The 12,880-nt window shown below is 71.1% G+C and carries 12 protein-coding genes; 3 read left to right on the top strand and 9 right to left on the bottom strand.

The window, feature by feature from the left end; genetic code table 11:
• The first annotated feature begins 200 nt into the window (after window positions 1-200).
• A complete protein-coding gene (locus LQ326_RS06370; protein WP_234533527.1) occupies window positions 201-704 on the top strand; it encodes a GtrA family protein in 504 nt (167 codons plus the stop codon).
• Window positions 705-915: 211 nt separating this feature from the next.
• Here the strand turns inward: LQ326_RS06370 and LQ326_RS06365 are convergent, their stop codons facing one another.
• A complete protein-coding gene (locus LQ326_RS06365) occupies window positions 916-2,187 on the bottom strand; it encodes an ATP-binding protein (RefSeq protein WP_234533525.1) in 1,272 nt (423 codons plus the stop codon).
• Window positions 2,188-2,305: 118 nt separating this feature from the next.
• Entirely contained in the window at window positions 2,306-2,983 is a 678-nt protein-coding gene (locus LQ326_RS06360) for a response regulator transcription factor (RefSeq protein WP_016436346.1), read from the bottom strand.
• 488 nt (window positions 2,984-3,471) lie between these two features.
• On the opposite strand from LQ326_RS06360, the gene LQ326_RS06355 reads away from it, so the two are divergent.
• Window positions 3,472-4,968, top strand: coding sequence for an oligopeptide:H+ symporter (locus LQ326_RS06355; RefSeq protein WP_234533523.1), 1,497 nt, complete (start codon window positions 3,472-3,474; stop codon window positions 4,966-4,968).
• Window positions 4,969-5,109: 141 nt separating this feature from the next.
• Here LQ326_RS06355 and LQ326_RS06350 read toward each other — a convergent pair whose 3' ends face one another.
• The 6 genes from LQ326_RS06350 to LQ326_RS06325 form a co-directional block, all read right to left on the bottom strand.
• Entirely contained in the window at window positions 5,110-6,411 is a 1,302-nt protein-coding gene (locus tag LQ326_RS06350) for a hypothetical protein (protein ID WP_234533520.1), read from the bottom strand.
• Window positions 6,412-6,413: 2 nt separating this feature from the next.
• Complete coding sequence (locus LQ326_RS06345; RefSeq protein ID WP_234533630.1) at window positions 6,414-7,427, bottom strand: neocarzinostatin apoprotein domain-containing protein; 1,014 nt, start codon at window positions 7,425-7,427, stop codon at window positions 6,414-6,416.
• Between the two features lie 71 nt (window positions 7,428-7,498).
• Complete coding sequence (locus LQ326_RS06340) at window positions 7,499-8,374, bottom strand: COG1470 family protein (protein WP_234533518.1); 876 nt, start codon at window positions 8,372-8,374, stop codon at window positions 7,499-7,501.
• A 28-nt stretch (window positions 8,375-8,402) separates the two neighbouring features.
• Entirely contained in the window at window positions 8,403-9,104 is a 702-nt protein-coding gene (locus LQ326_RS06335) for an LPXTG cell wall anchor domain-containing protein (protein WP_234533516.1), read from the bottom strand.
• 235 nt (window positions 9,105-9,339) lie between these two features.
• Entirely contained in the window at window positions 9,340-9,858 is a 519-nt protein-coding gene (locus LQ326_RS06330) for an ATP-binding protein (protein ID WP_234533514.1), read from the bottom strand.
• Window positions 9,859-10,037: 179 nt separating this feature from the next.
• Window positions 10,038-10,457: an STAS domain-containing protein gene (locus LQ326_RS06325; RefSeq protein ID WP_234533513.1), complete on the bottom strand. Its 420-nt coding sequence runs from the start codon at window positions 10,455-10,457 to the stop codon at window positions 10,038-10,040.
• A gap of 322 nt (window positions 10,458-10,779) precedes the next feature.
• Between LQ326_RS06325 and LQ326_RS06320 the strand changes: the two genes are divergently transcribed.
• The gene (locus LQ326_RS06320; protein ID WP_234533511.1) at window positions 10,780-11,673 is read left to right on the top strand and encodes an RNA polymerase sigma factor SigF; all 894 of its coding nucleotides are present in this window, start codon (window positions 10,780-10,782) and stop codon (window positions 11,671-11,673) included.
• A gap of 25 nt (window positions 11,674-11,698) precedes the next feature.
• Here the strand turns inward: LQ326_RS06320 and hutI are convergent, their stop codons facing one another.
• Window positions 11,699-12,877 (bottom strand): imidazolonepropionase, encoded by a 1,179-nt coding sequence (gene hutI / locus LQ326_RS06315; RefSeq protein WP_234533509.1) that lies wholly within the window; start codon window positions 12,875-12,877, stop codon window positions 11,699-11,701.
• Between the last annotated feature and the right edge of the window lie 3 nt (window positions 12,878-12,880).

Below are 12,880 nucleotides of genomic sequence, written 5' to 3'. Positions count from 1 at the left end.
CGCGCCAGGGTGGCCGGTTTCCGCGTCCCGGAGCAGGGCTCTTACCCGGCGCTTCGCCGCCTCTTGCCCCGCTTTTCCCGCGGCTTTCCGGTGTTCTTTCCAAGCCGTTCCCGACCTGTGTCGCCATCCACAGGCGCCGGAGATACTGGGTCGTTAGAGTGGCTGGGTCGCAATACCTACGGACGGGAGCCCGCACAACCATGGAACGTCGTTCCTCGGGGCTGCAACGGCTCGTACGCGAGGTCGCCAAATTCGGCGCGGTCGGCGGTGCCGGCATTCTCGTCAATCTGGGCGTCTTCAACCTGGTCCGGCACGTCACGGACCTGCCGGTGGTGCGGGCGAGCGTCATAGCGACGGTCGTCGCCATCGTCTTCAACTACCTGGGCTTCCGTTACTGGACGTACCGGGACCGCGACAAGCACGGCCGCACCAAGGAACTCACCCTGTTCCTGCTGTTCAGCGCCGTCGGCCTGGTGATCGAGAACGGTCTGCTGTACCTGGCCACCTACGGCTTCGGCTGGGACAGCCCGCTGCAGAGCAACGTCTTCAAGTTCGTCGGCATCGGCGTGGCGACACTGTTCCGCTTCTGGTCGTACCGCACGTGGGTGTTCAAGACGCTGCCGGCCCGTGAGACGGTCGCGGACGCGGAGGCCCTCCTGGAGCGGGCCGTCGACACCGAGAAGCCCAGGCAGCGGGTGCTTTAGGGCGCGCCGGGTCCCAGGGCCTGCCGCGAAAGTGCCGTCTGCCGCGCGACGCGCGGCACGCCCTCTCGCCGCACCGCGCGAAAGCCCGAGTCCGCCCAGTACGAGGGCCTCCGGACGGCACTCCCCCAGCCTTCGGCCGGGGACCCCCAGAGCGCGCACCGGACGCCGCGCGGCCGCGCTTCGGGCGACGACGCCACTTTCGCAACAGGTCCTAGCGGACCGTGGGCCGGTCGTCGTCCGGCTTGTGCGGTGGCGGGGTGCGGGACAGGAACAGGCCGAACACCGGCGGCTGGGCCTGGAGCAGCTCCAGGCGGCCCCCGTCGGCCTCCGCGAGATCACGCGCGACGGCCAGCCCGATCCCGGTGGAGTTACGGCCGCTGATGGTCCGCTCGAAGATGCGGTTGCCCAGGTCGGCGGGGACCCCGGCGCCCTCGTCGGTCACCTCGACCACCGCCTGGTTGCCGGTCACCCTGGTGCGCAGAGCGACCGTGCCGCCCCCGTGCATCAGGGAGTTCTCGATCAGCGCGGCCAGCACCTGCGCCACCGCGCCCGGCGTGCCGACCGCCCGCAGATGCCGTTTGCCGGAGCTGACGATCGCCCGGCCCGCACTGCGGTAGGCGGGCCGCCACTCGGCGAGCTGCTGCTGGATGACCTCGTCCAGGTCGAAGGAGACGGCGGAGCCGGTGCGCGGGTCCCTGGAGTTCGTCAGCAGCCGCTCGACGACGTCCGTCAGCCGCTCCACCTGCGTCAGCGCCACGTTCGCCTCCTCCTTCACGATGTCCGGATCGTCGGTGAGGGTGATCTCCTCAAGCCGCATGGACAGCGCGGTCAGGGGCGTGCGCAGCTGGTGGGAGGCGTCGGCGGCCAGCCGCCGCTCGGCGGTGAGCATCCGCCCGATCCGCTCGGCGGAGGAGTCCAGCACATCGGCGACCCGGTCCAGCTCCGGGACGCCGTACCGCTTGTGCCGGGGCCGCGGGTCGCCCGAGCCGAGCCGCTCCGCGGTCTCCGCGAGGTCGGTCAGCGGGGAGGCCAGCCGGTTGGCCTGCCGGATGGCGAGCAGCACGGCGGCGATCACGGCGAGCAGCGCGACGGCACCGATGATCAGCAGCGTACGGCCGACCTCCCGGGTCACGGTCGACCGCGGCTCCTGAACGGTGACCGTCTCGCCTTCCTCACCGTCGGCCGTGTAGTGGATGACATCGCCCTCGGGCTTCACACCCAGCTCGATCGGCACCTTGCCCGGCATCCGGATGACGGCGTACTGGTCCTTGCCGACCTGGCTGCGCAGTATCTCGGCGGTGATGTCCTCGTCCCCGAGGATCCGGCTGTCCACGATGCTGGCGAGGCGGAGCGCCTCGGAGTCGACGCGTTCCTGGGCGCTGTTGCTGATGGTCCGTGATTCGACGATGACGAGAGAGACGCCGAAGACGGCGATGACGACCAGTACGACGGCGAGGGTGGACTGGATCAGACGACGACGCACGTCAGCGCCCCTTCGGAGGCGCGGGGCGCGGACATGTGCGGCGCCGCCGCGCGGGCGCGATCAGCCCACCACGACGGTCAGTCGCGCACTTGCCCGTACCACCCACGGCGAATCGCACTCAGCTCTTCTCGAACCGGAACCCGACACCACGCACGGTAGCGATGTACCGGGGGTTCGCCGCGTCGTCGCCGAGCTTCTTGCGCAGCCACGAGATGTGCATGTCGAGCGTCTTGGTCGACGACCACCAGGTCGTGTCCCAGACCTCCCGCATCAGCTGGTCCCGCGTGACGACCCGCCCGGCGTCCCGCACCAGCACCCGCAGCAGATCGAATTCCTTCGCCGTGAGCTGGAGTTCCTCGTCGCCCATCCACGCCCGGTGCGACTCGACGTCGATCCGTACCCCGTGCGTGGCCGGCGGCTGCGCCGGCTCGGCGGCACCGCGCCGCAGCAGCGCCCGCACCCGGGCGAGCAGTTCGGCGAGGCGGAACGGCTTGGTCACGTAGTCGTCGGCGCCCGCGTCCAGGCCGACGACGGTGTCCACCTCGTCGGCCCGCGCGGTCAGGATGAGGATCGGCACGGCGTGGCCCTCGGCACGCAGCCGACGAGCCACCTCCAGGCCGTCCATGCCGGGCAGCCCGAGGTCCAGCACGACCAGATCGACGCCGCCCTGCATTCCGGCGTCGAGCGCGGTGGGTCCGTCCTCGCGCACCTCGACCTCGTAACCTTCCCGGCGCAGTGCGCGGGCCAGCGGCTCCGAGATGGACGCGTCGTCCTCGGCGAGCAGTACACGGGTCATGAGGTGATGGTAGTCCGATTACGCGCAGTGCTGGGGTGTGATCGGCACGCCGGATTCTTACCTTGGGGCACAGTGGTGCGAACCTGCGAGCGAAGGGTGAGACCGGAGGACAGACCTTCGAATCCAGCGTGCGGTTCCCCCGACACCTGTGATCCGTGTCTCAAGTCCTTCCATATCAGGCAGTGTCATGACGTAGAGTGATGTGCACGCCTGTAGTACACCCGGGGACCTTTGGTGGGCATCGCGACACTGAAGGTCTCTTTTGTGTGCGGGCTGGCCTGCCAGCTTTGAAAGGAACGACCTCTGGCCGGGCTCCGGACGCGACGCAGCGTCACGGGGCGTGGATCCCGGTGGTCGCCCTCCACCGCTCCGCGATCCGGAGCGGAATCCCCGTGGGCGTGGGGTGGATGGGTGGACGCGCCGGTGCCGGCCGCTCCCCCCACGGGCGCGCAAAGCCCCACCGCGCGCTCCGACAGCAAGGAACGACCATGGCGTCCAGCCTGACGAAGGACTCGGTCCGACCGGGCACCCCCGGTACCGGGAAGACCTTCTTCGGCCACCCCCGCGGACTGGCCACCCTCTTCATGACCGAGATGTGGGAGCGATTCTCCTACTACGGCATGAAGGCCCTGCTCCCGCTGTACCTGGTCGCTCCCGGCGGCCTGCACATGAGCGCGGCCGCGGCGACGGCGATCTACTCGGTGTACCTGTCGCTCGTGTACCTGCTCGCCCTGCCGGGCGGCTGGTTCGCCGACCGGGTCCTCGGCCCCCGCAGGACGGTCGCCGTCGCGGGCACGGTCATCATGCTCGGCCACCTGACGCTGGCGCTGCCCAGCGCCGGCACCTTCTTCGCCGGCCTCGGCCTGGTCGCGGTCGGTTCCGGTCTGCTGAAGGCCAACATCTCCACGATGGTCGGCCACCTGTACGACGGCCCGGACGACCCGCGCCGTGACGGTGGCTTCACGCTCTTCTACATCGGCATCAACCTGGGCGCGTTCGCCGCGCCGCTGGTCATCGGCACGGTCGGCGAGAACTACAACTGGCACCTGGGCTTCGCGCTGGCCGCGGTCGGCATGGCGCTGGGTCTCGCCCAGTTCCTGCTCGGCACCCGCCACCTGAGCTCGCGCTCGGACATCGTCCCGACCCCGCTGTCCGCCGCGGAGAAGAAGGCGACGCTGACGAAGGCCGGCTTCTGGGCCGCCGTCGCCGCGGTCTTCTACGTCGTCGTCGGTGTCTCCGGCGTCTACACGCTGAACTGGCTGCTGGTGCCGATCACCGTCGCCGGTCTGCTGATCCCGGTCGTCGTCATCGCCCGCATCAAGCGGGACAAGGACCTGGACCGCGCGGAGCAGTCCAAGATGAGCGCGTACATCTGGTTCTTCGTGGCCGCCGCGGTCTTCTGGATGATCTACGACCAGGGTGGCTCGACCGTCTCCCTGTTCGCCGACGCGTCCGCCAGGAACACCGTCTTCGGCTGGAACTTCCCGGTCTCCTGGTACCAGTCCGTCAACCCGGTCATGATCATGGCGTTCGCGCCGGTCTTCGCCTGGGCGTGGCTGGCGATGGCCCGGCGCGGCAAGGAGCCGAGCACGGCCGTGAAGTTCGCCGGCGGCCTGGTGCTGATCGGCGCGTCGTTCTTCCTGTTCCTCGCGCCGCTGTCGATCGCCGAGGGTGGGCACAAGGCCGCGGCGATGTGGCTGGTCGGGATCTACTTCGTGCAGACCGTGGGTGAGCTGATGCTGTCCCCGGTCGGTCTGTCCGTGACGACCAAGATGGCGCCGGCGAAGTACGCGTCCCAGATGATGGGTGTGTGGTTCCTGGCGGTCACCGCGGGTGACGCGACGACCGGTCTGCTGTCCATCGCGGGCGTCGACCTGAACAAGACGGGGATCGTGGCGTTCCAGGCGGCGCTGGCGGTGCTCGCCGGTGCGGCTGTGTGGGTGTACCGGAAGAAGGTCCGGGAGCTCATGGGAGACGTTCACTGACGTCTTCGACGGAGGGCCACCGCATTCTGGTGAATGGGGTGGCCCTCCTGCGTCTTCGGCTGTCCGCCGGATGCGGCCGGTCGCGCCCACGCGGCGGAGCCGCACCTCAGATACGGCCCCGCGCCCCTGAAAGCAGGGACGTCACCTCGTCCTCCTCCGAGGCATGAAGGTGAACACGGCGCCGCCCAGGAGGATCGCGGTGCCCGCCACCAGGCCCAGCGCCTTCAGCGCGCCGTTGCTGTTGTCACCGGTCTGCGCCAGGCCACCGCTGCCGCTGCCCGAACCGCTCGGCGAACCGCCCGAGGTCGACGAACCCGACGCCCCGCTCGCCTGCTCGGTCGTGTCCAGCGTCAGGGAGACCTCGCTCTTCGTCGGTGTGCACGTGGTCGTCGTACCGAGCGCCTTGACCGTCAGGACGCCCGGGGACAGGGTCGACGTACCGCTCGCCCCCGGCTTGTAGGTACCGGTCAGGTCGGGAATCTCGATCGGGTCACCGGACTTGATCGCGGAGGAGTTGGTCGGGCCCTCCACATGGACCGTGCCCTTGTCGGAGCCGCCCAGGACCACCTCCATCGACGGTTTCACCGAGTCGGCCGGGATGTCGGCGGGGCTGTCCATCACCGACTTCTTGAACTGCACGGTGAGATCGAAACTCCCGCCGTCCTTCTTGGCGTTGATCTGCACCGGCGAGGTGGCGTTCTTGTCGCCGATGGGGGTCTTGCAGGCGTAGGGGACCTCGACCTCCTTGCCCGTGAAGTCGGTCTGGCCGCTGCCCGTGCCGTCGGAGGGGGAAGCCGAGGCGGACGCGGAGGCCGACGCCGACGTGGAGCCGGAGGGCGACGGCGAGGCCGATGTGCTGTCCGACGGGCTCGCCGACGCGCTCGAACCGCTGCCGGTGACTTCGATCGTCGCCGCCTTCGGGACCGTCCCCTTCGGCGTGCACACGGTGTCCGTCGAGAAGGCGTTGACCGTGTACGCGTCCGGCGTGAGCGTCACCTCGCCGGGCGACGTCAGCTTCAGCGTGCCCGTCATGTCGGACAGCACCATGTCGCCGCCCTTGGGGATCGCCGGGTTCTCGCGCGGCCCCTGCATGGCGATGCCGGCGGTCTGGGCGCCGGCCGCCTTCAGCGTGCCGGACGGCTGGACCGTGTTCGCGGGCAGGTCGATGATGTCCGGGTTCTTGGAAGCCGCCTGCACGAACTTCCAGGTGATGTCGACGGTGTCGCCGACCTTCGCCGTGGCGGGCGCGGTGATCGCGACCTTGGTGGTCCCGTCGATCGGGTCGGCGACCCCGGCGGGCGGTACGCAGTGGGTGGCGTACGACACCTCGGCCGCCTGGGCGGTCCCCGCCGCCGCGCCGAGCAGGGCGCCCGCCGCGGCGAGGACCAGCGCGGCCGCCGCCGCGCCCGCTCTGGCCGGTACCGGTGTCACTCTCCTTCGCATGATCACGTCGGTCCTTTCGTGGTCGGAGTCGGAGGACTCGTGGAGCTGTCGTCGTGCGGTGCGGAGAGCCGGCCGGCCGTCGCGCCCGGATCTGAGCCCGGGGTGAACCACGGCAGGGTCGAGGTGGTGGCGGTCGTCGAGGGCGCGGGCTCCGCGGCGCGCAGACGCGGCACCCGGAGGACCGGGCGGGGCATTCCCCGGTGGCGGATGCCGCCGGCGCGGGGCGGCCGTACCCGGTCCACCACCGCCATGCCGATGCGGAAGACGGCCGCCGGTACGACCACGCCGAGCAGGATCCAGAAGAGGGTCACCCCCCAGGGACGGCCGACGCCCCAGGGCTCCTCGGCCAGGACCTTGCCGTCGTACTTGAGAGAGACGGTGTAGTCGCCGTGCGCCCCGGCGGAGAGTTCGACGGGCAGTTGGACCTGGGCCTTCTTGCCGGGCGCGAGGGTGCCCTGCCACTGCTGCTCGTCCCACTGGGGTGCGAACACGCCGTGTGCGGTGCCGACTTGGAAGACCGGATCCTTGAGGGTGCTCGATCCCGCGTTGCCGATGGTGAAGACGAGGGTGCGGGTGGGGGGCGCGCCGAACCAGGTCAGCAGGCCGGAGGAGCCGTCGAGGCGGGTGTCGGTGAGCATCGACAGCGTGCCGCCGGTGGACTCGGCGGGCAGCGCCTTGACGGGGTGTCCGGCGACCTGGAAGGCGGCGTCCGCGTCGGCGCTGGTGCCGGTCACGGTGGCCACGTGCACCACGCAGGGGCAGGGGACCGGCGGTTCGGCGACCGGGAGCTGCTTGCTGAAGGCGCCGTCCGCGTCGGTGGTGACGGCCCGCCCGTCGGCGTTGGCACAGGAGTTGGTACCGCCGATCACGCCCCGGGACGGGCTGGCCTGGCCGCAGATCAGCATCATCAGCAGGGTGTGCGGGCGCCAGCCGGTGCCGCTGACGGTGACCGAACCACCGGTGCCCGCCTGGGACTTGGCCACCTTGACGGCCGGCCCGTCGGCGGCCGCCGCCATGGGCACGAGGAGCAGCGAGAACAACGCCGCCAGCGACGTCAGTACCGCCAGTACCGGGACCGGACGCACTCTCACCTCGCTGCTCCTGTCAACTCGACTTCCTCGGCCAGGGGTTCGGCCGGGCGATCGCCACGGCTCCGGCGCCCGCGCAGTCGTACGGCCGTCACGGCGGCCCCCGCCGCCAGCGCGCCCCCGGCCCCCGCGACCGCGCCCCAGGGCACGAACCGGGCCGCGGTGTCCGCCGTGTCGTGGGCGCCGCCCGCCGCCGTCGCCGTCAGCCGGACGTCGACCGCGTCCAGGGCGGGGCGGCCGGGCCAGGGCTCGCTGAGTTCGGTGCGGGTGCCCGGGGCGAGGCGGACCGGGAGGGTGCGCGGTGCCCGGTCCAGCAGGACGCGGCCGAAGAGGCCGTGGGCGCGCACCGCCAGCCTCGGCGCGAGTACGGTCGTACCCCGGTTGACCAGCTCGTACGTGATGCGGTCACCGTGGACGGCGAGGTGTTCGACGGTCAGTGCGGACAGGGCGGGGCCGCCGACGCGCAGGTGGATGCGGGCGGTGGCGGTACGGCCGTCGGTGTCCTTCGCGACAAGGGCGGCGGGGCGGTCGCCGGGGGTCGCGCCGGCCGGGACGGTCATGGTGAAGGGGACGTCGGCGCGGGTGCGGGCGGGGACCCGGACCGTCGGCTCGGCGAGGACGACGGGGACGCCGGCGCCGGCCAGCCGTACCGTGACCGGGTGCCCGCCGGGGTTGGTCACCGACACGGTGTCCTGGAGGACCGCCCCGGGGGCGCCCTCGGCGTAGAAGGAGGGGCGGCCGCCGCCCGCGGGCGCGAGGGACCAGCCCTCGGCGGCCGACGCGCGCGGGGCGGTGGCGAGCAGGACCAGCGCGGTGAGGCCGATGCCCCGGGCGGCGGACCGGGTTGCGCGGGCGGCGGACTGGGCGGACGGCATGGGCGGCTCCAGCGGTCGGACCCGGAGGTCAGCGGCGTACGGTCTGGTTCCGCCGGGTCAGCCAGAGCGTGCCGGCCGCGCCCGCGAGCAGCACGGTGCCGCCGAGGGTGCCGAGGGCGACGAACGAGTCCTCGGGCCCGGTCTTCGGGAGGGTGCCTCCGGAGTCGGTGCTGGTGCTGCCGGACGACGACGAGCCGGAACCGCCCGACCCGCCGCCGGCCGCGGTCACGTCCAAGGTCAGGGACGGCCCGGGGTTGTTGGCGGGGGTGCAGGTGGTCGTCGTACCGAGCGCCTTGATGGTGAGCGTGCCCGCGGTGAACGTCACCTTGCCGGACTTCTCCGGGGTGTAGGTGCCGCTCAAGTCGTTGATCTTGATGGGGGTGTTGGCGGGAATCGCGGCCTGGTTGGCGGCGCCGGTGACGTTCAGGGTGCCGCTGTCGGCGCCGCCCACCTTGATGACGGCGCTCGGGTTCACGGCGCCCTTGCCGAGTTCGACGGGGCTGGAGGAGACGCCCTTCTGCCAGGACATCGTGATCTTGTAGCCGCTGCCGCTCTTGACGCCCTTGATGTCGATCGGGGAGACAGCGCTCTTCGGGCCGATCGGCGTCTGGCACTTGTAGTTGACGTTGACCACGGTGGCGTGCGCCGCGGGGGCGGCGAGCAGCACCGCCGATCCGGCCAGGGCGGCGGCGGACGCGAGCACGGCGGTACGTTTCGGGTACGACGACACGGTCGGCCACCCCATTCGTTACTGACGAGGTATCAGATTCGGCCGTCAAGGTACGCCGGGGCCCATGAGGAGGGAAGAGAAAGGGCGTGGCGGAAGTGTGGGGATGCCAAAGCGGCCCGTAGGCCGAGGCGACCCATCAGGGGCGCGGGACTGTCTTTGATGTGCGGCTGCCGCCGCGAGGGCGCGACCAGCCCACTCGCCGCAAGCCGCAAAACAACCCAAGACGGCGCCCCCTTTACGCGGGTGCCCCCAGCTCCGCCCAGACCGTCTTCCCGGCCGCCCCCGCCGTCCGGACAACTCCCCAGTCCAGACAGAGCCGTTGGACGATGAACATCCCGTGGCCCCCGGGCCGTCCCGCCCGGTGCGGGGTCCGCGGCGCCGGCTGCCCGGTCCCCCGGTCCGACACCTCCACCCGGATCACCTTCTTGTCGCAGGCCAGGAACAGCTCGTCCGGACCCTCCGCATGCAGGCACGCGTTCGTCACGAGTTCGGAGACGACGAGCAGCACGTCCTCGGCGGCGGCCCGGTGGTCGGCGGTCGCGGCCGGCAGCCACCCCCACGCGTGCAGCGCCTGGCGGGTGAAATCGCGCGCGAGCGGTACGACCCCGCTCTCGCCGTCAAGGCGCAGCCTGCGGACCTGACGACCCCCCGTCGAGGCGGACTGCGCATCGGACGCCGCCTCCTCGGACACCCCCGAAGCGCCGCTGGGCTCCGGGCCGCGGTCGCCCGGCGGGTAAGGCCGGGTGGTGCTCATCAGCGCTTCACCTCACCGATTCACCGGTTCACATGGAAAATTTCGCGTTGCTGCAGTTCGTACGGGCCTGGGGGGCGACCGGGTCGGACGGGGCCGGACCGGGCGGCGACAGATCCAGAATCTCTCCTGCCCGAGCGATCCACGGGAACACCCCCCGGTTCCGGACGCCGGACCGGGGGTCAGCCCTCGCCACCGGCCGTGTCGGCACCGCCGCCCCCGCCGTCGGCGCCCTCGTCGGCCAGCGCCGCCTCGACGGAGTCGTGGACGGTGAAGACGGCCTCGGCGCCCGTGATCTCGAAGACCCGGGCGACGACGGGCAGCATGCCGGCGAGGTGCACCCCGCCCCCGGCGGCCTCGGCCCGCAGGCGGGCGCCGAGCAGCACGTTCAGTCCGGTGGAGTCACAGAACTCAAGGCGTGAGCAGTCCACGACAAGGCGGGAGAAGCCCTTGTCGAGGAGATCGTCCAGCGGCTCGCGCAGCAGGTCGGCGGTGTGGTGATCGAGCTCACCCGCCGGAACCACCACGGCGCTGGAGCCTTCTTCCCGCACCTCCACCAGCAGCCGGCCCGACTGTGCGCTGCCGACCGTCCCGTGGTCCATTGCCGTCTCTCTCCCGAGGTCGTGACCGCTTTCGCCACCGTCTGACCGATGTCTGACGATGCCCACCGATGTCTGCCGAACGCCATGCCGACGCCCTCGAACATTACGCCTTCTGCACGCAACCCGACACCCGAACAACCGCGCAGAACGGGACAAACGATAATAGAACGGACTTGCGAGTGGCTCGACGGAGCGGGTAGGGCTAGTAGGGACACGTACAGGTAAGGACACGTCAACCGACACGGCCGGCTTTGGAGGCGCCGCACACCGCAGTGCACGCACGGCTCCGGCAGCCTTATTGCCGAGAACGATGGAGGACACCATGTCACCCCGGCTCGACGCCTCGCGCCCCCTGACGGCGACGTCGACTCCCCCACCGGAAACACTGGATGCCATCGAGGGATTCTTCGCCGGACTCGGCCTCCCGGAGATCCCCCCGTACGACGAGGTCGACGCGGTCGACGCGCGCGCGTTGTCCAAGACCCTCTTCGAGCGGCTGGAGTCGCTGGAGGAAGGCACGCGCGAGTATTCGTACGTCCGCAACACCCTCGTCGAACTGAACCTCGCTCTGGTCAAGTTCGCCGCCTCCCGCTTCCGCTCGCGCAGCGAGCCGATGGAGGACATCATCCAGGTCGGCACCATCGGCCTGATCAAGGCGATCGACCGCTTCGAGCTCTCCCGGGGCGTCGAGTTCCCCACCTTCGCGATGCCGACCATCGTCGGCGAGATCAAGCGTTTCTTCCGCGACACGTCGTGGTCGGTACGGGTCCCGCGCCGCCTCCAGGAGCTCCGCCTGGACCTCGCCAAGGCGGGCGACGAACTGGCCCAGAAACTGGACCGTGCCCCCACGGTCGCGGAGCTCGCGGAACGTCTCGGCCTCTCCAACGAGGAGGTCGTCGAGGGCATGGCGGCCTCCAACGCGTATACGGCCTCCTCCCTGGACGCGCAACCCGAGGAGGACGAGTCCGAGGGCGCCCTGGCGGACCGCATCGGCTACGAGGACCACGGCCTGGAGGGCATCGAGTACATCGAGTCCCTCAAGCCCCTCATCGCGGAACTCCCGTCCAGGGACCGCACCATCCTCTCCCTCCGCTTCGTCGCGGGCATGACCCAGTCGGAGATCGGCGACGAACTCGGGATCTCCCAGATGCACGTGTCCCGCCTGTTGTCCCGCACCCTCGTGCGGCTGCGCAGGGCACTCACCCTGGACGAATAGCCCCGGCGGGCGGGGGCGAGCCGGCTCAGCCGGCGACCCGTACGCCCCGCCGCCACACCTCGCTGACCAGCGGCACCCCCGGCCGGTAGGCCAGGTGGACGTGGCTCGGGGCGTCCAGCAGGAGCAGGTCGGCGTAGGCGCCCGGGGTCAGGCGGCCGATGTCGTCCCGGCGCAGGGCTGCCGCGCCGCCCGCCGTGGCCGACCAGACCGCCTCGTCGGGGGTCATCCCCATGTCGCGGACGGCCAGGGCGACGCAGAAGGGGACGGAGGACGTGAAGGACGAGCCGGGGTTGCAGTCGGTGGAGAGGGCGACCGTCGCGCCGGCGTCGAGGAGGCGGCGGGCGTCGGGCCACTGGGCGCGGGTGGAGAACTCGGCGCCGGGCAGGAGGGTGGCCACCGTCCGGCTGTTGGCGAGGGCGTCCACGTCCTCGGGCGTCAGGTGGGTGCAGTGGTCGGCGCTGGCCGCGTCGAGTTCCACGGCGAGCTGGACACCGGGGCCGTAGGAGAGCTGGTTGGCGTGGATGCGCGGGGTCAGGCCCCTGGCCCTGCCCGCGGTGAGGATCGTCCGGGCCTGGTCGCCGTCGAAGGCGCCCTTCTCGCAGAAGACGTCGATCCAACGGGCGTACGGCGCGCAGGCGTCCAGCATCTCGCCGGTGACGAGGGCGACGTACGCGGCCGGGTCGTCGGCGTGGTCGGGCGAGACGATGTGGGCGCCCAGGTACGTCACCTCGTCGGTGTGCCGGGCCGCGATGCGCAGGGCGCGGGACTCGTCGGCGACCGTCAGGCCGTAGCCCGACTTCGTCTCGAAGGTGGTGGTGCCCTGGCGGAGAGCCTCGGTGAGGTAACGGGTGAGGTTCTGCTCCAGTTCCTCGTCCGACGCGGCCCGGGTCGCGGCCACCGTCGTGCGGATGCCGCCCGCCGTGTACGAACGGCCGGACATGCGGGCGTTGAACTCCTCGGTGCGGTCGCCCGCGAAGAGCAGGTGGGAGTGGGAGTCCACGAAGCCCGGCAGCACCGCCCGGCCGGCCGCGTCGACCCGGTTGTCAGTGGCGGGTGCTTTGCTGGATTCACCGGTCCACACGACACGGTCGCCGTCGATGACGACGGCCGCGTCCTGGATCAGACCGAGAGGGGAGTTGTCACCGAGGGAGGGGTCGTTGGTGACCAGCGTGGCGATGTTGGTGATGACGGTGCTGCTGCTCATGGT

This window comes from Streptomyces shenzhenensis, from assembly GCF_021462265.1.
GTDB lineage: Bacteria > Actinomycetota > Actinomycetes > Streptomycetales > Streptomycetaceae > Streptomyces > Streptomyces shenzhenensis.
This window is presented reverse-complemented; position numbering and strand designations above follow the sequence as displayed.

Excerpts from the sequence above, each read along its gene's own strand:
- LQ326_RS06370 (WP_234533527.1), top strand. The coding sequence starts at position 201 with ATGGAACGTCGTTCCTCGGGGCTGCAACGGCTCGTACGCGAGGTCGCC.
- LQ326_RS06360 (WP_016436346.1), bottom strand. The coding sequence starts at position 2,983 with ATGACCCGTGTACTGCTCGCCGAGGACGACGCGTCCATCTCGGAGCCG.
- LQ326_RS06355 (WP_234533523.1), top strand. The coding sequence starts at position 3,472 with ATGGCGTCCAGCCTGACGAAGGACTCGGTCCGACCGGGCACCCCCGGT.
- LQ326_RS06350 (WP_234533520.1), bottom strand. The coding sequence starts at position 6,411 with ATGCGAAGGAGAGTGACACCGGTACCGGCCAGAGCGGGCGCGGCGGCG.
- LQ326_RS06345 (WP_234533630.1), bottom strand. The coding sequence starts at position 7,427 with ATGGCGGCGGCCGCCGACGGGCCGGCCGTCAAGGTGGCCAAGTCCCAG.
- LQ326_RS06340 (WP_234533518.1), bottom strand. The coding sequence starts at position 8,374 with ATGCCGTCCGCCCAGTCCGCCGCCCGCGCAACCCGGTCCGCCGCCCGG.
- LQ326_RS06330 (WP_234533514.1), bottom strand. The coding sequence starts at position 9,858 with ATGAGCACCACCCGGCCTTACCCGCCGGGCGACCGCGGCCCGGAGCCC.
- LQ326_RS06325 (WP_234533513.1), bottom strand. The coding sequence starts at position 10,457 with ATGGACCACGGGACGGTCGGCAGCGCACAGTCGGGCCGGCTGCTGGTG.
- LQ326_RS06320 (WP_234533511.1), top strand. The coding sequence starts at position 10,780 with ATGTCACCCCGGCTCGACGCCTCGCGCCCCCTGACGGCGACGTCGACT.
- hutI (WP_234533509.1), bottom strand. The coding sequence starts at position 12,877 with ATGAGCAGCAGCACCGTCATCACCAACATCGCCACGCTGGTCACCAAC.